Source organism: Actinosynnema pretiosum, from assembly GCF_002354875.1.
GTDB classification, from domain to species: Bacteria; Actinomycetota; Actinomycetes; order Mycobacteriales; family Pseudonocardiaceae; genus Actinosynnema; species Actinosynnema auranticum.
The window spans coordinates 2,901,719-2,927,109 of the sequence record NZ_CP023445.1 but is presented as its reverse complement, the minus strand read 5'-3'; the positions used below and the strand labels follow the sequence as shown (position 1 = coordinate 2,927,109).

General features: G+C 74.9%; 18 protein-coding genes and 2 pseudogenes. 7 read left to right on the top strand and 13 right to left on the bottom strand.

Translation table 11 applies throughout. The annotated features are described in order from the left end of the window. Positions 1-65: 65 nt before the first annotated feature. Together CNX65_RS13000 and CNX65_RS12995 are read right to left on the bottom strand one after the other, a co-directional pair. Positions 66-1,286, bottom strand: coding sequence for a BREX system ATP-binding domain-containing protein (locus tag CNX65_RS13000; protein WP_096493018.1), 1,221 nt, complete (start codon positions 1,284-1,286; stop codon positions 66-68). Continuing rightward, positions 1,283-3,835: a TerB N- and C- terminal domain-containing protein gene (locus tag CNX65_RS12995; RefSeq protein WP_096493017.1), complete on the bottom strand. Its 2,553-nt coding sequence runs from the start codon at positions 3,833-3,835 to the stop codon at positions 1,283-1,285. Before CNX65_RS12995 ends, CNX65_RS13000 begins: the two co-directional genes overlap by 4 nt. A 1,015-nt stretch (positions 3,836-4,850) precedes the next feature. Here CNX65_RS12995 and CNX65_RS12990 point away from each other — a divergent pair. Then, entirely contained in the window at positions 4,851-6,821 is a 1,971-nt protein-coding gene (locus tag CNX65_RS12990) for an RICIN domain-containing protein (protein WP_096493016.1), read from the top strand. A 94-nt stretch (positions 6,822-6,915) separates the two neighbouring features. Here the strand turns inward: CNX65_RS12990 and CNX65_RS12985 are convergent, their stop codons facing one another. Next, positions 6,916-7,761, bottom strand: a complete 846-nt coding sequence (locus CNX65_RS12985; RefSeq protein WP_096493015.1) for a DUF3152 domain-containing protein — start codon at positions 7,759-7,761, stop codon at positions 6,916-6,918. 79 nt (positions 7,762-7,840) lie between these two features. Here CNX65_RS12985 and CNX65_RS12980 point away from each other — a divergent pair, with 79 nt between their 5' ends. Together CNX65_RS12980 and CNX65_RS12975 are read left to right on the top strand one after the other, a co-directional pair. Beyond that, positions 7,841-8,509 carry a response regulator transcription factor gene (locus tag CNX65_RS12980; RefSeq protein ID WP_096493014.1) on the top strand — a complete coding sequence of 223 codons (669 nt, stop codon included), beginning with the start codon at positions 7,841-7,843 and terminating at the stop codon, positions 8,507-8,509. Between the two features lie 10 nt (positions 8,510-8,519). Then, the gene (locus tag CNX65_RS12975) at positions 8,520-10,358 is read left to right on the top strand and encodes a sensor histidine kinase (protein WP_198320464.1); all 1,839 of its coding nucleotides are present in this window, start codon (positions 8,520-8,522) and stop codon (positions 10,356-10,358) included. Positions 10,359-10,379: 21 nt separating this feature from the next. Here the strand turns inward: CNX65_RS12975 and CNX65_RS12970 are convergent, their stop codons facing one another. Beyond that, the gene (locus CNX65_RS12970) at positions 10,380-11,318 is read right to left on the bottom strand and encodes an SDR family NAD(P)-dependent oxidoreductase (protein WP_096493013.1); all 939 of its coding nucleotides are present in this window, start codon (positions 11,316-11,318) and stop codon (positions 10,380-10,382) included. Positions 11,319-11,421: 103 nt separating this feature from the next. On the opposite strand from CNX65_RS12970, the gene CNX65_RS12965 reads away from it, so the two are divergent. Together CNX65_RS12965 and CNX65_RS12960 are read left to right on the top strand one after the other, a co-directional pair. Then, positions 11,422-11,982: a TetR/AcrR family transcriptional regulator gene (locus CNX65_RS12965; protein ID WP_096497758.1), complete on the top strand. Its 561-nt coding sequence runs from the start codon at positions 11,422-11,424 to the stop codon at positions 11,980-11,982. A gap of 219 nt (positions 11,983-12,201) precedes the next feature. Further along, on the top strand, positions 12,202-13,380 hold the full coding sequence (locus CNX65_RS12960) for an SdrD B-like domain-containing protein (RefSeq protein ID WP_157767621.1): 1,179 nt from the start codon (positions 12,202-12,204) through the stop codon (positions 13,378-13,380). Positions 13,381-13,857: 477 nt separating this feature from the next. Here the strand turns inward: CNX65_RS12960 and CNX65_RS12955 are convergent. After that, a pseudogene (locus CNX65_RS12955) lies at positions 13,858-14,505 on the bottom strand (IS5 family transposase). 34 nt (positions 14,506-14,539) lie between these two features. Here CNX65_RS12955 and CNX65_RS12950 point away from each other — a divergent pair. Continuing rightward, on the top strand, positions 14,540-14,722 hold the full coding sequence (locus tag CNX65_RS12950) for a hypothetical protein (protein ID WP_177154377.1): 183 nt from the start codon (positions 14,540-14,542) through the stop codon (positions 14,720-14,722). On the opposite strand, the gene CNX65_RS12945 is transcribed toward CNX65_RS12950, so the two are convergent. The 8 genes and pseudogenes from CNX65_RS12945 to CNX65_RS12905 form a co-directional block, all read right to left on the bottom strand. Further along, positions 14,693-15,196, bottom strand: coding sequence for a YcxB family protein (locus CNX65_RS12945; protein WP_157767620.1), 504 nt, complete (start codon positions 15,194-15,196; stop codon positions 14,693-14,695). The genes CNX65_RS12950 and CNX65_RS12945 overlap by 30 nt on opposite strands. A gap of 196 nt (positions 15,197-15,392) precedes the next feature. Beyond that, a pseudogene (locus CNX65_RS38315) lies at positions 15,393-15,665 on the bottom strand (transposase); the annotation flags it as partial. A gap of 624 nt (positions 15,666-16,289) precedes the next feature. Next, positions 16,290-18,446 carry a putative bifunctional diguanylate cyclase/phosphodiesterase gene (locus tag CNX65_RS12935; protein WP_157767619.1) on the bottom strand — a complete coding sequence of 719 codons (2,157 nt, stop codon included), beginning with the start codon at positions 18,444-18,446 and terminating at the stop codon, positions 16,290-16,292. Between the two features lie 512 nt (positions 18,447-18,958). Then, positions 18,959-20,071 (bottom strand): glycosyltransferase, encoded by a 1,113-nt coding sequence (locus CNX65_RS12925; RefSeq protein ID WP_096493009.1) that lies wholly within the window; start codon positions 20,069-20,071, stop codon positions 18,959-18,961. 18 nt (positions 20,072-20,089) lie between these two features. Then, a complete protein-coding gene (locus CNX65_RS12920; protein WP_096493008.1) occupies positions 20,090-21,004 on the bottom strand; it encodes a COX15/CtaA family protein in 915 nt (304 codons plus the stop codon). Between the two features lie 174 nt (positions 21,005-21,178). Continuing rightward, a complete protein-coding gene (locus CNX65_RS12915; RefSeq protein WP_096493007.1) occupies positions 21,179-21,676 on the bottom strand; it encodes an SRPBCC family protein in 498 nt (165 codons plus the stop codon). A 100-nt stretch (positions 21,677-21,776) separates the two neighbouring features. Beyond that, on the bottom strand, positions 21,777-23,150 hold the full coding sequence (locus CNX65_RS12910; RefSeq protein ID WP_232520155.1) for an MFS transporter: 1,374 nt from the start codon (positions 23,148-23,150) through the stop codon (positions 21,777-21,779). A 174-nt stretch (positions 23,151-23,324) separates the two neighbouring features. After that, positions 23,325-23,924 (bottom strand): hypothetical protein, encoded by a 600-nt coding sequence (locus CNX65_RS12905; protein WP_096493005.1) that lies wholly within the window; start codon positions 23,922-23,924, stop codon positions 23,325-23,327. Positions 23,925-24,211: 287 nt separating this feature from the next. Between CNX65_RS12905 and CNX65_RS12900 the strand changes: the two genes are divergently transcribed. Continuing rightward, positions 24,212-25,168 (top strand): Acg family FMN-binding oxidoreductase, encoded by a 957-nt coding sequence (locus CNX65_RS12900; protein ID WP_096493004.1) that lies wholly within the window; start codon positions 24,212-24,214, stop codon positions 25,166-25,168. Positions 25,169-25,391 lie beyond the last annotated feature (223 nt).

The window sequence follows — 25,391 nt, the reverse complement described above, 5'->3', positions numbered from 1 at the left end:
TGGCCGGGCGATCCGGCGGTCGGGCAGCGCTCGGCGGTCCCGCCCCGAGGGGGCGGGGCCGCCGGTCACGCCACCGCGCGCGGGGCGGGCTGCTCGGCGTCCACCCGGACCGCCCGCACCAGCGGCGCCCAGTCGCCCGGCTCGTCCTCGGCCGCCGACAGCAGGTCGAGGAACGCCCGCAGCACCGCGCGCCGCCTGCCCGCGCAGTCCGCGCCGAGCTGGTCCGCGCAGTGCCGGGCGAACTCGCGCAGCGCCTCGTCCGGCAGGGCGCTCCGCCCGCCGCCCGCGTGCACGTCCCGCACCGCCGCCAGCAGCCGGGTGAACTCCTCGCCCTCCAGCGCGCGCAACCGCACCACCGGGCCGAATAGGTCGTCGCCCGCCGGGGGCAGCGCGGTGCGCAGCGCCTCGCAGGTGTGCAGCCCGTAGCGGGGATCGGTGAGCGCGCTGGGGGTCCCGGCGAACAGGTGCGCCAGGTGCGGGCTGCCGCCGCCGAGGCTGTCCTCCACGATCCGCCGCACCCCCTCGTGCTCGGCGGCCCGGTCCGGGGCGGCGGCCAGGGTGTCCAGCTCGTCCAGGCACACCAGCAGACCCCGGTAGCCCGCCATCGTGGTGAACCTGGCCAGCAGCTTGATCCGGTCGGTCAGCGGCACGTCGTCCAGGGTGGCGCGCAGGCCGAGCGCGGCGCGGGCGCGGGCGGGCGGGCACTCGCCGCGCAACCAGCGCAGCGCGTCCACCGCGAGCAGCCCGTCACCGGTGTGGTGGCCGCGCCAGTAGGCGGCGACGGCCTCGGCGAACCCGGCGCCGCCGGGCAGCTCCTCCAGCCGGGCGGCGCGCTCGCGGATCACCCGCTCCGGGTCGCGGCCCCGCTCGCGCGCGACCGTGACGGCGGTGGACGCGAAGCGCTCCACGACGGCCGCCAGCGCGCCGCCGTCCTGGCGGGCCGGGGTGGCGGCGGAGCGGGTCAGCTCGGTGTACAACGAGCGGGCGCCCTCGGTGGTGGCGAGCAGGGAGCGGTCGGCGGTGAGGTCGGCGCGCAGCGCGACCATGCGGCGGTCGAGCGCGAGCCCGCGCACCAGGTTCAGGAAGAACGTGGTGCCGGACCCCGGTTCGCCGATCACGAACCTGGCGGTGGAGCCGCCGTCGACGACGCGGTCCAGGTCGCGCTCCAGCGCGCGCACCTCCCGGTCCCTGCCGACCCTGATGTGCCCGATCCCCAGCAGCGGCGTGGTCTTCGCCCGCAGCGACCGCAGGACGGCGGCGCGCTCGCGGGGGCTGGCTGCGGTCATGCGAGGAGCTCCCCCAGTGCGGTGTCGTTGACCAGCAGGCCGTGCTCGCCGGGTTCGGCGAGCGGTTCGCCGCAGGCGGCGACGGCGGCCTCGTTGAGGGCGTCGAGCGCGCCGATCGGGAGCAGGTGCAGTGCGGCGCAGCGGCGGTCGAACTCGGCGCGCGGCCAGAGCGGGCGGGCGGCGAGCTCGCGCAGGAGCGCGGAGTGGCCCGCGTCGAGACCGGGGACGAGGTCGACGGGCAGGACGGCGCGGCGCGGGGACGGGGTGGTGGGGTCGTCCTCGGCGAGGGTGGCGAGGAGGTGGGAGGTGGTGGGATCGGCGGGGGTGGGGTCGGCGGGGCGGGGGTCGGGGACCGGGGAGTCGGTGGCCTGGGAGTCGGCGGCGGGTGGGGACGGCGCCGCGGGCAGGGCGGGTGGTTCGGGGGCGGTCGTCAGGTCGACGGTGGTGAGTTCGAGCAGGGCGGGGACCTCGGCGGAGGCGGGGACGATGGTCGCGATGACCTCGGGTTCCGGCGGTGCTTCGGGTTCCTGCGGTGCTTCGAGGGCGGGCTCCGGCGCGGGCGGCAGTTCCGGGATCGGGTCGCTCGGGTCCAGCGCGGCGCGCATCCGGCGGAAGACCTGGTCGACGCCCGGCGGCGCGGTGTCGACGCGGGCCGCGGCCGACGCCAGGTCGGCGATGTGCACGCGCTGCCCCAGGGTGAGCCCGCTGAGGCGTTGCGGCGCGGGCGGCGCGCCGGGGGTGAGGAGCAGGACCGCGTGGGCGTTCAGCCTGGCGACCTCGCCGTCGGTGAGGCGCAGCGCGGAGCCGAGGTGCGCGGTCAGGTCGACGCGCTCCGGCTCGGACAGCCCCTCCCCCGACGCGGCCAGCCGCAGCAGGGTGGACGCGGCCCGGTACTCGGGGGTCGCGGCGTGCGGCAGGTCCTCCGCGTCGGCCACCCGGAACAGGGCCGCGGGGCCGCTCGCGCGCGGTTCCTCCAGGCCCGTGCGGGCGTCCGGTTCCAGGCCGACGCCGAGGTGGCCCAGGAGCCTGGCCGCGCCGATCGCGCCCGCGCCGTCAAACCCGCCCGGCCACAGCGCCACCAGGTCCGCCAGCTCGAACACCCCGAGCGCCGCGCCGTCCGGCAGCACGCGGTCCACCAGCGCGCGGAACGGGTCCAGCGCGGGTTCCCCACCGGTCACCACGCAGCGGGGCAGCAGGGCCAGCGCGGGCGCGGTGCCCTCGGCGGCCGGGTCGTCCGCGAGCAGGCCGTCGTGGGCGTGGAGCTCGTCGGCGCAGGTGTCGAGCAGCTCGGCCAGGGCCCTGGTCGACGCGGGGGTGGTGAGCACGTCGGGCAGGTCGGTGGGCACCTCGGCGGGCGGGACGCCCTCGGCGGTGGGGCGGTAGCGGACGGTCAGCGGGGGCGCGGCCGGGTTGATCAGCAGGCCGTCGCCGTGGCGCTCGCGGTAGCGGGCGGTGAACAGCTCGCGGAACCGGGCGCGGGCGCGCGGGGCGTCCAGGGCCGGGTGCAGCAGGGCCCAGGCGTGCGCCCACTCGGCCGGGACCGGTTGGCCCGCGGCGGCCAGCTCGCCCAGCGCGACGCGGAGCGCGAGCGGCGGGTCGGGGCGGTCCCAGCGGGCCGGGTCGGGCAGGGGGCGGTCGTCGAGCAGGACGTCGACGAGGTCGAGCAGGGCCGTCGCGGCGCCGTGGAACGGGCGGTGGCGGCCGTAGCGGGCGCGCAGGTCGCGCAGCTCGGCGCGCACGGCGGGCAGGTCGGCGCGGGCGCGGTCGGCGACGACGCGGTGCTCCAGGCCAGCCAGGAACAGGAAGACGTGGCCGACGGGGACGGTGCGGTCGCGGCGGCCGGTCGCGAGCCAGCGCAGGTGCGCGGCCCGGTCGCGCGGGCTCATCGCGTGGTAGGCGGGGGCCGGGTCGCGGTCGGTGGGCTCGGCGGACGGGTCGACCGGGAGGGTGGGGTCGGCGGACGGGTCGACCGGGAGGGTGGGGTCGATGACGTGCGCGGTTCCGGGGGCGCCCGCTCGGCCGAGGTAGAGCAGGCCGCCTTCGAGGGTGTGGCCTGCGAAGTGGACGGCGACGCCCTCGGGGAGCCAGAACGAGGGTTCGGCCGGGTCCTCGGGTGGCCGCTGGGCCTCGGCGGCGGGCTCGGGGACGACGGCGGGGACGAACGGGCGCACGCGGTCGGCGGGCGGGGGTTCGTCGGCGGGCGGGTCCTCGGTGGCCGGGTCGTCCGGCGGGAGGAGGGTGGCGGTGTCGGCGGGCTCGAAGGTGCCGGTGGCCGACGCGAAGTGCTCCGGGTCGTCTTCGGGCCGCGGTTCGACGGGTGGCGGTTCGACGGGCTGCCGTGCGGCGGGCCGCGGTTCAACGGGTCGTTGTGCGGCGGGCTGCCGGTCCTCGGTCCGGGGTTCGGCGGGCGCGTGCTCGGCGGGCGCGTGCTCGGCGGGCTCGGGGGAACCGGTCGGCCCGCCGGGGGTCCGCACCGGTTCGAGCTCGTGCTCGGGCTCCTCCGGGTCGGGTAACCCGAGCGCGCGCCGTAACCGATCTGCCAACCCCATCGGGCCTCCCCCGCCGAACGCCGGTCCGGGATTGCTCCGGCCGGACCAGTTGTGGCTTGTCAGCCGCTACGTCGCACACGGGGTGATCACCGTTAGCCCTCGAACGGGTGAACCACTCCGCGCACCGGAAGTGGCGGCCTGCGCCAAACGCCCCCTTGACGCTCACCCGCTCGGCGGGCAGGCTCTATGAAGATCGTTTGTTAGCGCTAACATCTGTTCAACGGAGAACCGATGCCCACGGCCCGGCACCCCGCGCCGCGCAGCAGCGCGGAACCCCAGACCGCCGCACCACGACTCCGGGGCGGACGACCGCCACGACCGGCCCACGCGCTCCCGGCGGCACACCGCGAACACCCGCGCGGGCCCGCGCCGAGGCGGACGGCGACGCGGCGGACGAGGGTTGGACACCGCCCGGAGCAGCCGCGCACACGCCCGGAACACGCCCGAACGACGCCCGCTTCCCGCCCGGTTCGGCGGACGGCGCCCGCTTGCCGCCAGGTTCGGCGGACGGCGCCCGCCCCGCAGGCAGCACCCGCACGGCACCTGACCCCTCAGGCAACGCCCGCGCGACGCCCGGTCCCGCAGGCAGCACCCCCACGACACCTGGCCCCACAGGCAGCACCACCACAACACCTGGCCCCACAGGCAGCACCCGCGCGACGCCCAGCCCCGCAGGCAGCACCCGCGCAACGCCCGACCCCAGGCGATGCCCGCGCGACGCCTGACCCCGCGAGCCGCCCACCCACGCCCAGAAGCGCCCGTGCTCCCCACCCGCGCCGCCGGTCCCCACGCGCTCGCCCGAGGCGCGCCCCCGCCCACCCCGAGCAACTCCCCCACCGGCCCACCACGGCCCGATCCCCAGATCCCCACCGGCGGCGGGGCGACCCCCCGTTCCCGGTGACCGGCGGGCGTTCCGCGTCCGCCACACCCCCATCAGGTCCCTACAACACGAGGACGTGGCTGTGAGACTGGTTTCCCCCGGCGGTCCGGCGTCGACGAGCGCCGCGAGGGCGTCGTGAAGGCGCGTGCGGCGCTCGCCGCGATCGTGGTCGCCTCGGCGGCCCTCTCCCCGGTCGGCGCGGCGCAGGCGCAGGCCCAGCAGGCGGACGTGACCGTGCGCCCCGACCCGACCTACCGGCAGGAGCCGTTCCAGGGCTGGGGCACGAGCCTGGTGTGGTTCGCCAACGCCACCGGGCAGTACCCGAACTCGGTGCGGAACGAGCTCGCCGACCTGCTGTTCTCCGCGCAGGGCCTGAACCTGAACATCGCCCGCTACAACATCGGCGGCGGGAACGCGCCCGACGTGCCGCCGTACCTGCGCGCGGGTGGCGCGGTGCCCGGCTGGTGGAAGGCGCCCGAGGGCACCACGCGGACCGACACCGACTGGTGGGAGCCCAACAACCCCGAGCTGTTCGACGCCGAGGCCGACCCCGGTCAGCGCTGGTGGGTCGACAAGATCAAGTCGAAGGTCGACCGCTGGGAGGCGTTCAGCAACTCCCCGCCGTGGTTCCAGACCGTCTCCGGCTACGTCTCCGGCGGCTTCGACGCGAACGCCGACCAGCTGCGCGCCGACAAGATCGACGAGTTCACCGCCTACCTCGCGCAGGTCGTCGAGGAGATGGAGGACGCGCACGGCATCGAGTTCGACACCGTCGACCCGTTCAACGAGCCCAACACCAACTACTGGAGCACCCGCCTCGGCGCGGACGGCAACCCCACCGGCGGCAGGCAGGAGGGCGCGCACATGAGCCCCGCCCTGCAGGCCAAGGTGATCCCGTCGATGGTGAAGGCCCTGCGGGACAAGGGCTTGAGCGCCGCGGTGTCCGCGCCGGACGAGACCAACCCCGGCACGTTCGCCGCCGACTGGGCGGGCTACCCGGCGGCGGTGCGCGCGCAGGTCGGCCAGCTGAACGTGCACACCTACGGCACCGGCCAGCGCACCTCCGCCCGCGACATCGCCAAGGGCGCGGACAAGCCGCTGTGGATGAGCGAGGTCGACGGCTCGTGGGGCTCGGGCCAGAGCTTCACCAGCATGGACCCCGGCATCGGCATCGCCGAGCGGGTCGTGGACGACCTGCGGGAGCTGGAGCCCCGGTCCTGGGTGCTGTGGCAGGCGATCGAGGACTACGACAACATGAAGCCGGGCGGGGAGTCGCCGCAGGGCGCGAACTGGGGCGTCGTGCAGGTCCCGTTCTCCTGCACCACCTCGGACTGCGAGGTGCGCACCAACACGAAGTTCGACACCCTGCGGAACTTCACCCACCACATCAAGCCGGGCGACCGGGTGATCGGCGTGAACACCACGACCGACGTGGTGGCGATGCGCGGCGAGTCGCTCAAGACCGTGGTGCACGTGAACAAGGCCGAGCAGGCCAGGACCGTGGCGCTGGACCTGCGCTCGTTCAAGCGGATCTCCAAGAGCGCCAAGGTGCAGCCGGTCGTCACGGACGCGTCGGGCGCGCTGGTCGAGGGCGCGGAGGTGGCGGTGCGCGACGGCGTGGCGACGCTGACCGTCCCCGCGCGGTCGGTCACCACGTTCCGGGTGTCCGGGGTCTCCGGCGCGATCGGCGCGGAGGCGCTGGGCGCGCGGGAGGCGTACCGGCTGACCGGTGTGCAGAGCGGGAAGTCGTTGGCCCCCAACGGGACCGCGCTGGTGCAGCGGAACTCGGCCGAGGTCGCGGACCAGTACTGGGAGCTGGAGCGGCTGGACGACGGGTTCGGCAACCGGGTGCGGTTCGCGGTGGTCAACGCCGGGACCGGGCAGCGGCTCGCGGCGGTGGGCGGCGAGGCGGTGCTGCGCTCGGCGGACGGGCCGGAGGCGCGGTGGATCGCGTCGTCCACCGGTGACGGCACGTGGACGCTGGTGAACGCGGCCACGGGCGCGATGCTGGACGTGGTGGGCCAGTCGACGGCGGACGGGGCGAAGGTCGGGCTGTACACGCCGACGTCCGGCCCGAACCAGCGGTGGACGGCGACGCCGCGCTAGCGCGGAGGTCGTTGCGGTAGAACGAGGGCGCCGTTCCCCGGCGGGGGGGGGCGGCGCCCTCGTCGCGGGCGGGGCGGGTGCGGTGGCGGGCGGGTCAGCCGGGGAACGGCCAGGGGTTGGGCGCGCACACCTTGCCGTCGTTGGGCACGACCCCGCCCTGCGCGGAGCCCGCGGTGATCAGGTTGATCTCGTCGTTGGACGTGCTGAACGTCTGCTGCATCATCACCGGCGCCGGCGCGCCGTGCTCGGCGCAGGGCACGTGGCCCCGGCCGAGGGCGTGCCCGACCTCGTGGTTGACCACGTACCGCCGGTACCCGTCCAGGTCGCCGAGGTAGGCGACCGCTCCCCTGGCCCAGCGGGCGGCGCTCAGGTCGACCGCGCCGCCGTCGCGGCAGGACACGTCCACCGGGATCTGGAAGCCGCAGCGCTCGCGGGCGGTGGCCTGGGAGGTGAGGCGGACGCGGAAGTCCGGGACGCCGGAGTCGACGCGGCGCAGCGCGAACCCGGCCGAGATCCAGCCGCGCGGGTCGGCGAGGGTCTGCTGCACGAACCCGGCGAACGCGTGCTCGTCCACCTGGACGCCGTCCTCGACCTCGACGGTGTAGCTGAGCGCCGCGCCGCTGCCCGCCTCGGCGAAGGTGCCGGGCACGACGTGCCAGGTCCCGCTGCCCCGCTCGGCGAACGGGCCGCCGTCGGGCAGGTCGGACGAGCGCTCGTAGACCCGCCGCGGCTCGGGCTCCGAGTCCGCAGCCATGGGTTCGGCCGCGACCCGCTCCGGTTCGGCGGGATCGGCGACTGCTGCGGCGGGCGCGGCCGGTTCCTGCGGTTCGGCTTCCGCGACCGGCCCGGTGGGCGGCTCCTCGGGCGGGGTGACCACGCCCGCGGCCGTGAACACGACCGCCGTGGCCAGGCACGCCAGGAGCGCCGGGGTGACCTTCATGAGCACAGGGTGCCCACTAATCGTGAAGATCCTGTGTTGTCCGCGCTTTTCCCCCGTGAAGGCGGTGCATACTGCCGCCGTGCGCGCACGCATCCTCCTCGCCGAGGACAACCCCCACCAGGCGGAACTGGTCCGCCGCTACCTGGAGCACGACGGGCACGACGTCACCGTGGTGGGTGACGGGCGGGCGGCGATCGACGAGGCCCGCCGGAGCGCGCCGGACCTGCTGGTGCTGGACGTGATGATGCCGGGCGTGGACGGGCTCGACGTGTGCCGGGTGCTGCGCGCCGAGTCGGACGTCCCGATCGTGCTGCTGACCGCGCGGGCGCTGGAGGAGGACGTGCTGCTCGGGTTCGACCTGGGCGCCGACGACTACGTCGTGAAGCCGTTCCGCCCCAGGCAGCTGGTGGCGCGGGTGCGCACGATCCTGCGCAGGGCCGGGCGGTCCGCCGGGCCCGCGCCGTCGCCGGTGCTGCGGGTCGGGGACCTGGTGGTGGACCCGGTGCGGCACGAGGTGAACCTGGCGGGCGCGCAGGTCCCGCTGACGCCCGCGGAGTTCCGGCTGCTGTCGGTGCTGGCCGCGCAGCCGGGCCGGGTGTTCACCAGGGCGCAGCTGCTGGACGACGGGTTCATCACCGCGCGGACGGTGGACGTGCACGTGATGAAGCTGAGGCGCAAGGTGGAGCGCGACCCGCGCGCGCCGGAGCGGCTGCTGACCGTGTACGGCGTCGGCTACAAGCTCGTGTGAGCGCGGCGCGATGAGCGGGGCGGCCGGGCGGACGGGGCGGTGGCACAGCCTGCTGGTGCGGATCTCGGCGATGTCGGCGCTGATCGCCGCGTGCTCGATCGCGGTGACGGCGTGGTTGGCCTCGCAGGCCACGACGGGCGCGATCCGGCAGGAGCAGGGCGAGGCGCTGGCGGTGGACGCGCGGATCTACGACGAGCTGCTGGGGTTCGCCGCGACGCACCCGGACTGGTCCGGCGTTCAGTCCACTGTGGACCGGTTGGCGGTGGAGACCGGGCGGCGGGTCGCGCTGACCACGCCCGGTCGGGCGGTGCTCGCGGACTCGGGCGGTCCGGGCGCGCCGGAGCTGCCGGTGAACGCGAGGGTGCAGGTCGACCCGCTGACCGTGAACGCGGTGCTCAAGCCCGGCGGCGGGGAGGTCGACCCGCGCGCGGTCGGCCCGTTCGCGCTGGACGGCGGGTCGTTGGCGGAGCTGGAGTCCCGGTTGGCGCGGGTGCGGCAGTGCGCGGCGGTGGTGGTGCGGCGGTTGCCGGGCGAGCGGCCGTGGGTGGCCGAGTCGACCGCGCCCGCCTGGACCACCGCGCCCGACGGGAACGGCCGGGACGGCGGGCAGCGGTGCGACGCGCTGTGGGTGAACGCGCCGCTGGAGGTGGAGTGGCCCGCGCTGGTCGACCTGGAGGGGCGGACGGCGGCCTGCCTGGCGCGCACCTCGCCCCCGTCTGCGGCCCCGTCCCCGTCGACGCCCGTCTCGCCGCCCGTCTCGCTGCGGGCGCTGGCGAAGCGGGACGCCGGGTGGTACCTGCGCGACGAGGTGACCGGGGACCCGGAGCTGGCGGCGTGCGCGCTGGCTGCCCGCCGGGAGCAGTTGGCCTCGCACGTGGCCCAGCCCGCGCTGCTGTTCCTGACCGCGCCGACCGGCGGCGAGCCGCGGCCGATCGACCTGTCCACGGCGGGCGCGACGCGGATCGCGCTGACCGGCGCGGGAATCCTGGTGGTGGCGGGGTTGGCGTCCTGGGGGACGGCGACGGCGGTGGTGCGGCCGGTGCGGGCGCTGACGGCGGCGGCGCGGCGGATGACCGGCGGGGACCGGTCGGTGCGGGTGCGCGAGCCCAGCGGTGAGGTCGGGGAGCTGGCGGGGGCGTTCAACGCGCTGTCGGAGCGGTTGGCCGAGGTGGAGCGGCAGCGCAGGGCGATGGTGAGCGACGTGGCGCACGAGCTGCGGACGCCGCTGGCGAACATCACCGGGTGGTTGGAGGCGACGCAGGACGGGCTGGCCGAGCCCGATCCGGCGCTGATCGCGATGCTGCTGGAGGAGGCTTTCCTGTTGCAGCACATGGTGGACGACCTGCGGGACCTGGCGCAGGCGGACGCGGGGGCGCTGCGGTTGCACCGGGAGCCGGTGGACGTGGTGGAGCTGGTGGCGCAGACCGCGGCGGCGCACCGGGTGTCGGCGCGGGCTCAGGGGGTGCGGCTGGAGGTGGCGTGCGCCGGGGAGCTGGTGCTGCACGGCGATCCGGTGCGGTTGCGGCAGGTTCTGGCGAACCTGGTGGGCAACGCGGTGCGGCACACGCCGTCGGGCGGGTCGGTGGTGGTGCGCGGGCGCGGTGGGGGCGGTGTGGTGGTGCTGGAGGTGGTGGACACCGGGGAGGGTTTGGCGCCGGAGGATCTGGCGCGGGTGTTCGACCGGTTCTGGCGGGCCGACCCGTCGCGCAACCGGGCCACGGGCGGCAGCGGGTTGGGGCTGGCGATCAGCAGGCACCTGGTGGAGCTGCACGGGGGTTCGGTGGTGGCGGAGAGCGAACCGGGGGTGGGGTCGGTGTTCCGGGTGGTGCTGCCCGCGGGGGACGCGTGAGGTCCCCCGCGGGCGGCGCTCTCAGCCCGCCAGGGTGCGGAGCGAGACCTCCCACAGCCGGTCGGCGGCCTCCGGGTCGAGCGCGTGGTCGGCCACGCCCCGGTTGGTTCCGGGCACGAACGGCCCCGCCTCGGCGCAGTCCTCGAAGTACTTGCCGCCCAGGCCTTCCAGCTCGGGCGCGGTGGCGACGTAGACCGAGGTGGCCGCGCCCTGCTCGGGGCTCTTGCGCCGGACCTCGGTGACGCCCGCCGCCGCGCGGGCCCGCGCGATCTCCTCGAGGTCCACGTGGCGCTGGAGGTTCGTGCTGATCGAGCCGGGCATCAGGGCGTTCACGGTGATCCCGTCGGCGGCCCACCTCGTGGTGGCGCTCACTCCGAAGAGGACGTTCGCGGTCTTGCTCTGCGCGTAGGCGTCCCACGCCTGGTACTCGCGCTCGGTGCAGTGGACGTCGTCGAAGACGACCGGCGAGCGGTGGTGGGCGCTGGAGCTGACCGAGACCACGCGCGCGCCGCCCGCCGCCGCCAGGTGCCGGTGCAGCCCCTTGGTCAGGGCGAAGTGGCCGAGGTGGTTGGTGGCGAACTGGAGCTCCCACCCCTCGGGGGTGCGGGCGAGCGGGCAGGCCATGACGGCCGCGTTGTTGACCAGCAGGTGCAGCGGGTCGTCCCAGTTGGCGGTGAAGGCGGCCACGGAGACCTGGTCGGCCAGGTCGAGCGGGGCGACGCGGACGGCGGTGCTGCCGGTGGTGGCGGTGATGTCGGCGGCGGCGCGCTCACCGGCGGCGCGGTCGCGCACGGCCAGGGTGACCTGGGCGCCCGCGGACGCGAGGGCCCTGGCGGTCTCGACGCCGATGCCCGAGGCGGCGCCGGTGACGACGGCGCGCTTGCCGGTCAGGTCGATCCCGGCCACCACCTCGGCGGCCGTGGAGGAGGCGGTGAAGCGCGGTGCGGTGTTCGCGGTCATGATCTCCCCGGATCGCTGGGCTAGGATGAAGCGGAGGTTCCTCCGCTTCTTCGAGACTAACCGGAGGGCCCTCCGCTTGCAACCGATCCCGGAGGACGCCGCCGTGACCGACCCCGACCAGCGCCCGCTGCGGGCCGACGCCCAGCGCAACCGCGACAAGCTCCTGGCCGCCGCGCTGGCCGCGTTCACCGAGCGCGCCGACGCGCCCCTGGAGGGCATCGCGAAGCAGGCGGGCGTGGGCATCGGCACCCTCTACCGGCACTTCCCGACCCGCGAGGCGCTCATCGAGCAGGTGTACCGGGCCGAGCTGGACCGGCTGTGCGACGCCGCGCCGCACCTGCTGACCACCTCGCCGCCCGAGGTCGCGCTGCGGCGGTGGATGGACCTGTTCCTGGAGTACCTGGACACCAAGCGGGGGCTCGCCGACGCGCTGCGCGCGGTGATCACCGGCGCGGAGACCCCGTTCCCGCACGCCAGGAAGCGGCTCCTGGAGGCGCTGGGGGTGCTGGTGGACGCGGCGGTGCGGACGGGCGCGCTGCGCGACGACGTGCCCGCGCTGGACGTGCTGGTGGGCATGGCCGGGATCGCGAACGCCACCGACGACGCGGCGCAGGCCGGGCGACTGCTGGACTTGCTCGTGGCCGGGCTGCGCGCCGGGCGCTGAGGGGCGTCCCGGAGGTCCGCCGACCGGCTGCCGCCGGGGCGCAACCCCTACCGCGGGTGGTGTTGTTCACGGTGCCGCATAACGGTTTCCCACCGGGACCACACCGGTCCCGCAGCCACCGCCGGTGGAGTCGATCTTGCCGGGTGATCGGGTCTAGGCTCTTCCCCTGACGACGACGGCGGTGCCGATTCGGCCCTGGCACAGTGGGGTTTTCGCGTGGTGAGGAGATGGCGCGCGGCGTGGAGCGCGGTGGCGGCGGCGGCACTGGTGGGCACGGGCGCGGCGGCGGGCCCGGCGCACGCGCAGGACGCCGGTGAGATCGCGGGCACGGTCTGGGTCGACAAGGACCAGGACCGCCAGCCCGGCGAGCACGAGGCGCGCCGCGCGGGCGTGACCGTGACAGCGCTCCAGCGCGCCACAGGGGAGCGCAGGACCACCAGGACCGACGAGCGCGGCGACTTCCGCTTCACCGGACTGCCGCTGGGCTCGTACCAGGTCGAGGCCGACCGCACCGGGTACGCGGCGCTCGCCGACCGGACCTGGGACGTCGAGCTGACCTCCGGCTCCCCCAGGGCCGGGCAGGCGTGGTTCCCGCAGCAGGGCGGCACGCTCGGCGGTCAGGTCAGCGTGGACGCGGACGACGACGGCGCGCGCGACGCCTCCCCCGAGCGGGTCGCGGTGACCGTGCACCTGTGGGGACGCGACCTCACCGGGGCGGAGGTCAGGGCCAGCACCACGACCTCCGACTACGGCTGGTACCACTTCGACGCGCTGGCGACGGGCGCGTACCAGGTCAGGGCCGAGGTCCCGCAGGGGTACAGGCTGGCGAGGCCGAACGCGGGCGCGGGCTCGTCCGGCGCGCACACCGACTTCGACCTGCTGGGCGCGGACGCCACGAGCCTGCCGGTGCGGTTCGCCGAGACCGGGTCGCGGTACGCGGCCGTGGACATCGGTTTGGTACGCGGCGAGGGGGTCGCCCCGGAACCGGTGCTGGTCAACGCGGCCAGCGGGTGGTGCGCGGACCAGGAGCTGCCGGGCGGGGCGGTCACCACGGGCGTCGCGGCGGGCGACTGCCACGGCGGGGACAACCAGCGCTGGCGGGCCCGGTGGGTGGAGCCGGACGTGGCGGAGTTCGTGGACGCGCGCACGGGGTTCTGCCTGGACCAGGAGTTCCCAGGGGGCAGGCGGACCAGCGGGGTGGGCGCGTACCGGTGCCACGGCGGGGCGAACCAGCGGTGGCGGGTGAGCCACGACGAGCAGGGCGGGGAGCCGTTCACGGCGGTGAACCTGGCGACCGGGGAGTGCCTGGACCAGGAGTACCCGACGGGGACGCCGACGACGGGGGTCGGGGCGTACCAGTGCCACGGTGGGGCGAACCAGAGCTGGGTGGCGCGGTGAGCTGAGGCGGGATCGGGGCGCAGCCGCGACGCTGCGGGGTGCAGGGCGAGCGCACTCGCGGGGTGCTGGTTGACTGCCTCGCGGGTTGACTGCCTCGCGGGTTGACTGCCTTGTCGGCTGACTGCCTTGTGGGTTGACTGCCTCGCGGGCTGCGGGGCGAGCGAAGCGAGCCCGCAGCTCCCTGATCCCGCGTCCCTCTTCTCCGTTTGGCCTGGCGAAGCCCGAGCACGCTTGTCAAGACGCCGCCGCATTGTCCGGCAGACCGCCCGAGCCGTACGGCGTCTTGACGAGCGTGCTTGCCTGAAAGGAGGCCACACGGAGAAGAGGGACCCGGACCACCGCAGGGGTAAACCGGACCACCAGCGGAAGTGTCACCGGCCGGCAGAGCTCGTGTCCCCTCTTTTTTGGAGGTCTGCCCCGCCGGCGAGGCGTGCTTTTAAGCTCTTGACTTTCAGCTTTTGACTTTAAGACCTCCTTTCAGAATGAGTGGAGGCGTCGGTGGCAGATCAGTGCGCGGGCCAGGTTGAGGAAGCCTTGGTGGAGGTCGTCCCGGCGGTCCCAGCGGGTGCGCAGGGTGTTCCGGTTGACCTGGCTGTCGTAGCCGCGGTCGGCGAGCATCACCTCCGGCCGCCACCGGGGCCTGCCGGGTTTCCCGGCGACGCGGGGCATCGCGTCGACCATCTCGCCCAGCGTGCTGGTGTCGTGGGTGTTGGCGGCGCTGACCGCGACCGTCAGCGGGTGACCGACACCATCGACGACGACGTGGTGTTTCGAGCCGGTCTTGCGGCGATCGATCGGGCTCGGGCCGGTGAAGGCCCCCCTTTTTAGTGCCCTGACGTGGGAGGAGTCGATGGCCGCGCGTGACCGGTCGATCCGGTTCGCGGCGTGCAACTCGGCCAGCAGCACCTCGTGCAGGCGCTGCCAGACCCCGGCCTCGGTCCACCATCCTGCGGCGGCAGGCCGAACCGGACCCGAACCCGAGCTCGGTGGGCAGGTCGGCCCACTCGATCCCGGTGTGCAGCACGAACAGGATGCCCTGCAAGCACTAGCGGGCAGCCGTTTACGGCCGGGCTATCGAAAGTTCCTGGTCGGGACCGGGATCAGTGGCTCGACCAGATCCCACAGTCCGTCGCGGAAACACCCTGTGGGTGGGTCGTTCGTGGATGCGGTGGAGAAGGCCGTGCTGCGGGTGCGGGTGGCCGCCGCGGTGCGCGGCCCGAACGGCGACGTGGTGGCCGTCTCCGTGGTGGTGCCGATCGAGACCCGCACCGACACCGTGCTGCCCGCCGTGCGGGCCGGTGGCCGGGCTATTTCACGCGCGCTGGGCCGACGCACGCCGTAGCGGGACCACCGACGTCCGCGCGGCGGCGAGGGCGGCGAACTCGGCCTGCTGCTCCGGGGTCATGAGGTTCTTGGGCAGCGGGACGGCCTGCGACTTGGTGAACATCAGGTACCAGACGTCGGGCTTCTCCACGACCCGCGCCACCGTCTCCCAGTGGCACCGCATCTGGGCCAGCGGGTACGCGATGCTCACCCACTGGTCGTCGATCACCAGGTTGAACGCGGCCCGAGTGGCGGACCACTGCGCCTCCAGCGCCTGGGCGGCCGTGACCCGCCCGATGCGGAACACCAGCAGGGGGCCGAGGACCACACAGACGACCCCCACCACCTTGTCGATCGTCGTCAGGGTCAGCATGGCGACGCCAAGCGCGACGAGCACCGCGCCCAGCACGTAGAGCCGGTTGAGCTGCGGGCGGAGCAGGAACTGGGTCGTGCGCTTGAACAGGCGCTCGTCGTACGGAACCGTGATCGTCATGGACACCGGCACACCTTAGACCTCCTTTCAGCATGAGTGGAGGCGTCGGTGGCAGATCAGTGCGCGGGCCAGGTTGAGGGAGCCTTGGTGCAGGTCGGCCCGGCGGTACCAGCGGGTACGCAGGCGTCGGTACCGGTGCAGTCAGGACAGGGTGCGTTCGACCACCCGGCGCAGGGTGTTCCGGTTGGCCTGGCTGTCTGTAACCGCGGTCGGCGAGCAGCACCTCCGGCCTGCCGGGTCTCCCGGCGACGCGGGGCATCGCGTCGACCATCTCGCCCAGAGTGCCGGTGTCGTGGGTGCTGGCCGCGCTGACCGCCACGGTCAGAGGATGCCCGGCGCCGTCGACGACCAGCATCCTGCGGCGGCAGGTCGAACCGGACCCGAACCCGAGCTCGGTGGGCAGGTCGGCCCACTCGATCCCGGTGTGCAGCACGAACAGGATGCCCTGCAGACACTCGCGGGTGGGCAGCCATTTAGGGCCGGGCTATCGGAAGTTCCTGGTCGGGACCGGGATCAACGGCTTGACCAGATCCAACACCTCGTCATCGACGATCCACGGCGCAGCCAAGACCTATCGGGTTCCCCACCAGCCGAAACACCAACCAACTCATTCTGAGAGGAGCTATAAGACCAAAGCGAAAAAATCAAAGTCAAAAGCCAAAAACAACGCCTCGCCGGCGGGGCAGACCTCCAAAAAAGAGGGGCACAGGCTCTGCCGGCCGGTGGCCGTTGGTCCTGTGGTCCCGTTGTACTACTGCGGTGGGCGGGGTCCCTCTTCTCCGTTTGGCCTCCTTTCAGGCAAGCACAGGCGTCAAGACGCCGTTTGACACCCCGATCTACCGCGCAATGCGGCGGCGTCTTGACACCTGCGCTCGGGCTTCGCCAGGCCAAACGGAGAAGAGGGACGCGGGATGGGGGCTGCGTGGGCTCGCTGCGCTCGCCCCGCAGCCCGCGAAGCGGTCAACCCGCAAGACAGTTGGCCCGCAAGGCAGTCAACCCGCGAAGCAGTCAACCCGCAAAGCGGCTTGGGTACAGTGCGGGCCCGCGTCGTCATGACGCGGGCCCCTTCCCTCGCCCACCCCCAACCAGAATCTCAGCGCCCGACCTGCGGAAGTGCCAGGTTGCGCGGCAGGTCGGGGCGGCCGAACAAGAACCCCTGCCCGTAACCGCACCCCGCCCTGCGCAGCCACTCCGCCTGCTCGGGCGTCTCGATGCCCTCCGCGACGGTCACCGCGCCCAGCACGTCCGCCAGGTCGATGATGCAGCGCACCACGCCCGCCGTGCGGCCGGTGTCGCCGAGGGCCCAGGTGAACGACTTGTCGATCTTCACCACGTCGAACGGGTAGCGGTGCAGGTAGCTCAGGGACGAGTAGCCGGTGCCGAAGTCGTCCAGGGCCACCCGCACCCCCGTCTCCCGCACCGCCATCAGCGCGCGCATCGCGGCCTCGTCCGCCCACACCGACTCGGTCACCTCGATGGTCAGCGCCGACGCCTGCAGGCCCGACACGTCCAAAGACTTAGCCAGCGCGGCCAGGAAACCGGGTGCGGACAGCTGCCTGGTGGACACGTTGACCGTGACGCCCAGCTCGCGCCCGGCCGCGCGCCAACCTGCGGCCTGCGTGCACGCCGAGGTGAGCACGCTGGACCCCAGCGGCACGATCAGGCCGGTCTGCTCGGCAAGGCCGATGAACTCGCCGGGCCCGAGCAGTCCTCGCCCCGGCCGCTCCCAGCGGACCAGGGCCTCCGCGCCGGAGATCGCCGTCGTGGCCAGGTCCACGATGGGCTGGTAGTGCAGGACGAGCTGGTCGGTGCCGATCGCGGCGCGCAGGTCGAGCTTGTCGCGCTGGCGGGCCAGCGCCTGCTCGCCCATCTCCCTGCGGAAGCAGCGGGCGCGCGCGCCGCCCTCGCGCTTGGCCACGTACATCGCGGTGTCGGCGTCGCGCAGCAGCTCCGCGGTGCCGACCACCCCCGCAGCCGCCGAGGACACCGCGACGCCGATGCTGGCCTGCATCCGCACGTCGTACCCCAGGTCCGACCAGGGCTTCTCCAGCTCCGCCAGCACGGACTTCGCGAGCTGGCCGCAGGCCTGCTCGTCCAAGCCCGGCGCCAGCACCGCGAACTCGTCGCCGCCCAGGCGCGCGGCGACCGCGTCCGGTTCGACGGCGGCGCGGATGCGGCGGGAGGCGGCCACCAGGTACTGGTCGCCCGCGTCGTGGCCCTCGGTGTCGTTGACCTCCTTGAACTGGTCGAGGTCGAGCACGAGCAGGCCGACGTCGCCCGCGCGCAGCGCGCGGTCCAGCAGGTGCAGGAAGTGCGAGCGGCTGGTCAGGCCGGTGAGGACGTCGCGCTCGGAGCGGTGCCGCAGCTCGTCCTCCAGGCGGCGGCGGACGCTGATGTCCACGGCGGCCACCAGGGTGCGGTCCTCGTCGCCCGCCTGCTCGACGCGCACCGGGTGCAGCGCGAGGACGCGGTCGCGGTCGGCGACCCAGACCTCCACGGGCTCGGCGTCGGCGTCGCGGCAACCCCTCTCGCACACCGCGATGTTGGGGCCGTGCGGGCAGGGCACCGCGGCCCCGTTCTGGCCCGCCCAGTCCAGCAGGAACTGGGCGCGCTCGTTGTGCAGCACGGGCGCGCCGCCGGAGTCGAGCAGCACCAGGCCGACCGGGCTGGCCTGCAGGACGGCGGTGGCGGTGGCGCGGGCGTGCTCGGCGCCGCGCTGGGCCGACTCGGCGCGCAGCACCGCGCGGGCCGCCTCGTGCAGCGCGGCGGCGGCGACGGCCATGCCCGCCAGCGGCATCAGCAGGGTCGGCAGCAGCTCCGGGCGGATCACGCCCCAGCCCCAGAGCAGCGACGCGGCCAGGCCGGTGAGGTAGCTGCCGACGAGCACGGCGGACTTGGACCAGAACCCGGCGTCCTCGGGGTAGAGGGCGCGGCGGACCGTGGCGCCGATGACGAAGCCCACGACGACCTGCGGGTCGGGTAGCAGGAGCAGCGAGGCGAACGCGACCACGCCCTCCAGCGGCGGGATCCACCACGCGTCGCGGGGCACCCGCAGCCAGCACGCGAGGACACCGGCGACCAGCGCGGCCACCCCGATCGGGAGCGGCCCCTCACCGGTCGCGACGAGGCTGCCGATCGTGAGGACCCCGCTGAGCCAGGCGAAGACGGTGGTCAGCACCCTGATCCGGTGCAGCGTCCTGCGACCGGTGCGGTGCGCCGAGCCCGAGGCGGGAGGCACGTCCGCGGCCACGGGAACGGGTGGACGTTTCACGCGAGCTTCCCCCAAGCCACGGCTCGTAGACCGAGTGCTCTCACATGCGGCGAAGTTGGCACTATCTGATCCTCGCACGGGCGCGACAACCGCCATCCGGGTGAGTCGACTGGCCCGGTCGGTCCGATTTCCGTCCACTGTGGACTTGGCGAGGCCGTCAACCGGGGGTTCGGGCTTTTGCATCGTTGTAAGGCGGGGCGCGGGCCGAGGCGCGGGGTTCGTTCGTCCACTGTGGACTTTTTGGCGGTTTTCACCTGCGGAAACACGAACTCCACCCGCGCTTTCGTGACAGAGTGTGCCCGCCGGGGGTAACGGTGTGATGGTCGGAGCGCCCAACCGGTCGGCGGCCAGGACGGTGACCCGCGGAGGCCGGGCCGAGGGCGGAGCGGGTGGAGGCAGGGCGGAGCGGGTGGAAGCGGGGGCGGAGCAGGGGGAGGCGGGGGCGGAGCGGGTGGAAGCGGGGCGGAGCGGGTGGAAGCGGGGGCGGGGCGCTAGCGCGCCAGCGCCTCCAGCAACGGCACCACCGCGGCCGGTTCCGGCAGTCCCAGCATCTCCTCGCGCAGCGCCAGCGCCGCCTCTCGGTGCGGTCCCGCCAGCACCTCCGCCACCGCCTCCCGAACCCCCTCCGGCGTCACTGCCACCGGGTCCAGCTCGACCCCCACCCCGAGCCGCGCGCACCGCTCCGCGTTGTGCGGCTGGTCCGCGCCCATCGGCAGCAGCACCAGCGGCAACCCGTGCCCCAGCGCGCCCATCACGCTGCCCGAACCCCCGTGCGACACCACCACGTCGCACCCCGGCAGCACCCGCGCCTGCGGCAGGTACCGCTCCACCCGCACCCGCTCCCCCACCCGGAACTCCGCCGGGTCCACGTGCTCCCCCACCGTCGCCACCACGTCCACCGGCAGCCCGGACAGCCCCTCCAGCACCCGCGCGAACAGGTCGCCGGACTCGCTGTTGAACACCGTCCCCAGCGTGAAGTGCACCGTCGTCCGCGCGCCCCGCCCCCGCCCGACCGGGCCCACCGCGGGCCGCAGCGGGAAGGCCGTCGGCGGCAGCGGGAACGCCGGGTCGCGGAAGCTCGGCGGGAACGGGGACAGCAGCAGGTTCCTGCGCAGCATCAGCAGGTCCGGGTCCGGCGGCAGGCCGTGCTCCTGCCGCAGCGCCGCCAGCGGCTCCCCCACCACCTCCGGCCGCACGAACGCGCCCGACGCGATCACCTGCGCGTTCACGTGCGGCACCCCGGCCCGCTCGGCCGCGACGACGCCGCCGAAGTCGACCTCCTCGCACACCACCACGTCCGGCCGCCACGCCCCGAGCAGCTCGAGGCACAGCGGCGCCCGCCGACCCGCCTCGCGCCGCGCGAACCCCTCGCGCAGGTCCCGGTCCTCGCGCGCCCGGTCCGGCGCGAGCAGCGGCGTCCTGGGCGGCGCGGCGGTGCTCCCGCCCAGGTCGAACGCCTCGAACCCGGCCGCCTCGACCGCCCGCCGCTGGACCGAGGAGCAGCCGAACGCGACCACGTGACCGGCGGCGCGGACGGCCTCCGCGGCAGGCACGAGCGGGAGGACGTGGCCGAGGCCGCCGACGGAGGTGAACAGCACGCGCACCCGCGCCAGGGTAGGCGGTCAGGCCGCGAGCACCACCCGGTCGGTCGCGGGCTCGCGGACGCGGCAGGCGGTCCACAGGTTCGCCATCGCCACCACGACCGCCATCGACCCGAGCACGTGCACCACCACCAGCACGGCGGGCACCCCGGTGAGGTACTGCGCGAACCCGACCGCGCCCTGCAGCAGCACCGCCACCAGCAGCACCAGGTACGGCTTGCGCACCCCGGCCCCGCGCAACGACCGGCCGAGCGCCGCCAGCACAGCGAGGAAGAGGTACAGCAGGACCGAGTGCGCCTGGGCGAGCGTCTCGACGGGCGCGTCGAACCGGGCCACGTCGGCGTCGCCCGCGTGCGGACCGGCGCCGGTGACCATCGTGCCGACGACCACCAGCGCGGCCAGCACCACGACCGCCGCGACCAGGAGCCGCTGCGCGAGCGCGCCCGCGATCGGCCGCGCCGGGCCGTCCTCCTCGTCCAGGGAGCGCCAGAGCAGCACCGCGTACCAGGCGAGCACCGGCGAGACGACGAAGTGGAAGGCGACGGTCCACCAGAGCAGCCCGAGGTTGACCGTGATGCCACCGATCACGGCCTGCGCGAACACCCCGCCGGTCATGACGGCGGACAGCAGCAGCACGCGGGTGCGCAGCGGCCTCGACCACCAGGCGGCGAGCAGGCAGAGCACCCCGATGACGCCGACCACGACGGCGAGCAGCCGGTTGCCGTACTCGATCCACTGGGTGAGCATCGCCAGCTCGGGGTGCTCGACGGGCACGAGGCTGCCGGGCAGGCAGTGCGGCCACTCGGTGCAGCCGAGCCCGGAGCCGGTCACCCGCACGGTGGACCCGGTGCCCGCGATGACGACGTTGGCGACGACGGCCGCGATCGCGAGGCCGCGGTGGGACCGGACGATCCGCTGCTTCCAGGTGGGCTGCACGACGGGCAACCTACGTGATCGCGGACGATAACGGACAAATGGGGTCCACGGGCGTTGACTTCGTTCCACACTGAAGGAATAGATGGAATCAAGCGCGGACGGGCGGGCCTGGGCCGAACAGGTGAACCGAGGGCGGGCCCCTCAAGGGATCGCGATCGAGCGCCGATGAACCGGTCAGCGCTTGAGCGCGTCGAAGTGCGGCTTGAGCGCCGGGTAGTAGTCCTCGAACGACGGGACCTCCGCGCCCTCGCGCGCCGCGACCAGCAGGTCCAGGTAGTACTCCCACCCCGGCCCGATCTCGCCGATCCCGCTGTCGTCCCCCAGGTGGTGGACCAGCCGCAGCTCGGTCTCCCCCGCCTCGCCGGGCACGACCAGCAGCTCGATCGGCCACGTCGCCCCGGTGCCCAGCATGGTCAGCACGAGCCTGCCCGGCGCCTCGCAGGCCTCCACCTTCAGGTCGCACGTCGGCCGCCCGTCCTCGAACTCCAGCCGCACCCGCACCGTCCCGCCCGCTCGGCCCTCGCCCTCCCACGGGCCGAACCAGCGGGCCGTCCGGTCGGACTCGGTGAGAAACGCCCACACGTCCTCGGCGTCCGCGCGGAACGTCCGGGTCAGCACGAGGTCGACGCCGCCCGGCGTCTCGGCGAGCGTTCCGGTGGCGGTCGGGGGCATGGTGCTCCTGTTCACGGGGGGTTTCACGAGGGGGCCACGAGCCGGTCGCGACCAGCAGGGTAACCAGAGCGGTCGCGGGGGTGTGGGAGGGCGCGCGGGGCTAGTCGGCCGCCGCGAAGTTCCGGCCCCGCTCCGGCTGGCCGACCGCGCGCAGCTCCCACACCGCGACGCCCAGCGCCACCACCACAGCCCCCGCCGCCGCCCAGATCGCCAGGGACACCGCGGCGCCGTAGTCCTGACCGGTGTCCGCCAGCACCAGGTAGAACAGCCCGGCGAGCGCGGCGCTGCCGATCGCCGCGCCGATGCGCTGGCCGGTCTGCAGGGCGCCGCCCGCCGCGCCCGCCATGCGGACCGGCACGTTGCGCAGGGTCAGCGTGGTGTTCGGGGAGATCACCCAGCCGCCGCCGACGCCGCCCACCAGCAGCGCGCCCGCCGCCCACCACCCGGCCAGGTGCGGCGGGGCCAGGCGCAGGAGCAGGCCGGTCGCCACCAGGCCCGCCACGACCAGGGCCAGGCCCAGCACGGTCAGCTTGCGGCCCCAGCGGCTCACCAGCCTGCCGCCGACGAGCGCGGACGCCGCCGAGCCCACCGCGAACGGGGTCACCGCGAGGCCCGACTGCAGCGGGGTGTAGCCGAGGCCGGTCTGGAAGAACAGCGCGAACACCAGCCAGATCCCGCTGAAGCCCACGAAGTAGCAGGTGCCCAGCAGCAGCCCGGAGGCGTAGCCGGGGACGGCGGTCAGCAGGGTCACGTCGAGCAGCGGGTCGCCGCCGCGCGCGGCCGTGCGGCGCTCCCACACCACGAACGCCGCCAGCAGCGCCGCGCCCAGCGGGAACAGCCACCACAGGGCCGTCAGGCCGCCCGACTCGGCCAGCACCAGCGGCAGCAGCACGGCCAGCACGCCCGCGCCCAGCAGCAGCACGCCGAGCAGGTCGAGGCGACCGCGCTCGCCGACACCGGCCCTCGGCAGCAGCCTGGCCGCCAGGACCAGCGCGACCAGTCCGATCGGGACGTTCACGTAGAACACCCAGCGCCAGCCGTCGTCCTCGCCCGCCGCGGCCAGGATCGCGCCGCCCGCCACCGGGCCCACCGCCGTGGAGATGCCGACCACCGCGCCGAAGAAGCCGAACGCGCGCGCCCGCTCCGCGCCGCGGAACAGCTGCTGGATCAGGGCCGAGTTCTGCGGCGCGAGCGCGCCCGCCGCCGCGCCCTGCAGCAGCCGGGCGACCACCAGCACCTCGGTGGTGGGCGCGAGCCCGGCGAGCGCGCTGAACGCGATGAACCCCGCCAGCGCCAGCAGGAACACCCGGCGCCTGCCGTAGGCGTCGCCGAGCCTGCCCGCGGTGACCAGGACCAGGCCGAAGGCGAGCGCGTACCCGGAGACCACCCACTGCACGCCCGCGGGCGAGGTGCCGAGGCCGCGCTGCATGGAGGGCAGGGCGACGGAGACGATGCTGACGTCCAGGAGGCTCATGAACCCGGCCACGAGGCTGACGGCGAGGGCTTTCCAGCGGCGTGGATCAGGTTCGGTCACCAGGGCTGTCTACCCGGTTTCCCCGGAACGACACCGGAGCGGGCGGCCCGCCCGACGATCGGGGGGGCCGCCCGCTCCGGGGAGGGGTTGGCTCGACGGGGTCGAGGACGCGGGTCAGGTGGTGGAGCCGGTGCCGGAACCGGTGTCGGAATCCGTGTCGGGGGTGCTGCCGGAGCCGGTGCCGGGGGTCGTCTGCTGGCCGCCGCGACCGGTGCGCCCACCGGGGAACTGGCCGGTCCCGGTCTGCCCGTCGCCCATGCCGGGGAACTGGCCGCCGCCGGTCTGCCCGTCACCCGCGCCGGGGAACTGGCCGTCACCGGGGAACTGACCGCTTGGGGCCTGCTGACCGGCGCCCGCGCCGCCGTCGCCGACCGCGAGGCCGATCCCGAACCCGCCGAGCCCGGCGGCGACGGCGATCCCCAGCGCGCCGGCGACCAGCGCGTTCCGCCCCCTGAGCCACGCGGGGCGCTTCGAGGCGACCGGCTGGGACGGCGCGGGCGGCATCGCGCCCCACGTCGGCTCGCCGGCGGCCTGGACCTGCGCGGCGCCCACCTCGGGCGCGCCCCAGCCGTCCCGTCCCTGCTCGGCGGCGGCGGTGGTGGTTGCGGCACCGGCGGTCTCGGCGGCGGTCGCGGTCTCGGTGCCGGCGGTCCCGGTCTCGGTGCCTGCGGTCGCGGCCTGGTCCTGCGGGCGGGTCATCTGCTCGGTGTTCACGGTGGCTCCTGGTTGCTCGGGACTCCCCTGCTCCGGGACCACCCCGGTCGGGACAACCCCAGAATCGGCGCGGCCCCTGTGGAGTTCACCAGCGTCCGCTGTGCGTCCCCTGTGAGCGCCCCGCGCCCGGATCCGCCCGCGCGGACGGGGTGGTCGCCACCGCGGTCCCAGGCCGGTGTCCCAGGACTCTCCGGCAGTGGGACCTTCGACCGTGTGTCAGCCACCCGCCCGGTAAGAGAGTGGGGTCTCCTCGGATACATGACGAGCGGTCCGCCGGGAGGCAGGAAATGGCGCTGGGGCTGACCAACGACGAGGTGACGGCCGCACTGGAAGCGGCCTCCCTCGCCCCTTCGGTGCACAACACGCAGCCTTGGCTGTTCCGGGTCGCGGAAGACCGGATCGAGCTGCACGCCGACACCTCGCGCGCGCTGCGCGCCACCGACCCGGAGGACCGCGAACTGCGGCTCTCCTGCGGCGCGGCGCTGCTGAACCTGCGGGTGGCGCTGGAGGGCGCGGGGGTGCGGACCGCGGTCACCGTCGCGCGCGGGACGGGGTCCGGCGCGCTGGCCGTGCTGCGGCGGGTCGGCGGCGCGGCCGAGCCGGAGCCCGCGCTGGTCGCGGCGATCCCCCGGCGGCGCACGAACCGCAGGCCGTTCCGCGCCGACCCGGTGCCGCTGGGGTTCCGGGTGGCGCTGGTGCGCGCGGCGGAGCGGGAGCGGTCCTGGTTGCACGTGGTGACCGACCGGGAGGAGCGGGCGCGGTTGCGCGGGATGGTCGCGCAAGCGCACCGGGAGCTGGACGCCGACCCGCGCGTGCGGGCGGAGCTGCGGCGGTGGACGGGGCTGCGGGTGGGCGCGGACGGCGTGCCGACCAGGGCCGCCGGGCCCCGGCCCGCCGCCGGTGACGAGTGGGCGACGCGGGACTTCCTGGCGCGCGGCCTGCCGGAGCGGGTGGGCGCGGCCGGGTCCGGCGGCGGCGACCTGGTGGCGGTGCTGTGCTCCTACCACGACGGTCCGGCGGCGGAGGTGCAGGCGGGGCAGGCGATGCAGCGGGTGCTGCTGACGGCGACCTCGCTGGGGCTGTCCGCGTCGTTCCTGTCGCAGCCGGTGGAGGTGCCCGCGATCCGCGAGGAGGTGCGCCTGCTGGCGGGCGGGCCGTTCCCGCAGACGGTGCTGCGGCTGGGTTTCGGCGAGCCGGTCCCGCCGACGCCCCGGCGCTCGGTGGCCGACCTGCTGCTGGGCTGAGCCGGGGACGCGGCCCCGCGCGCTGGGCCGTTCGGAGCACCGCCGGGCCCCTCGCGGGCGGTGGTCCGAACGGCCCCGAAGCGCGCCCCCGTGACACCGGTCACAACACCCCGCGGCGGCCGGGGCGGCAAAATCCCAGGTCGCGTCGTCCGGCGCGACCTCGGACGCCGAACGCCGCGCCGGTTTCATACCGAAGGATGACGTTCACGAGACTCTTGACTGA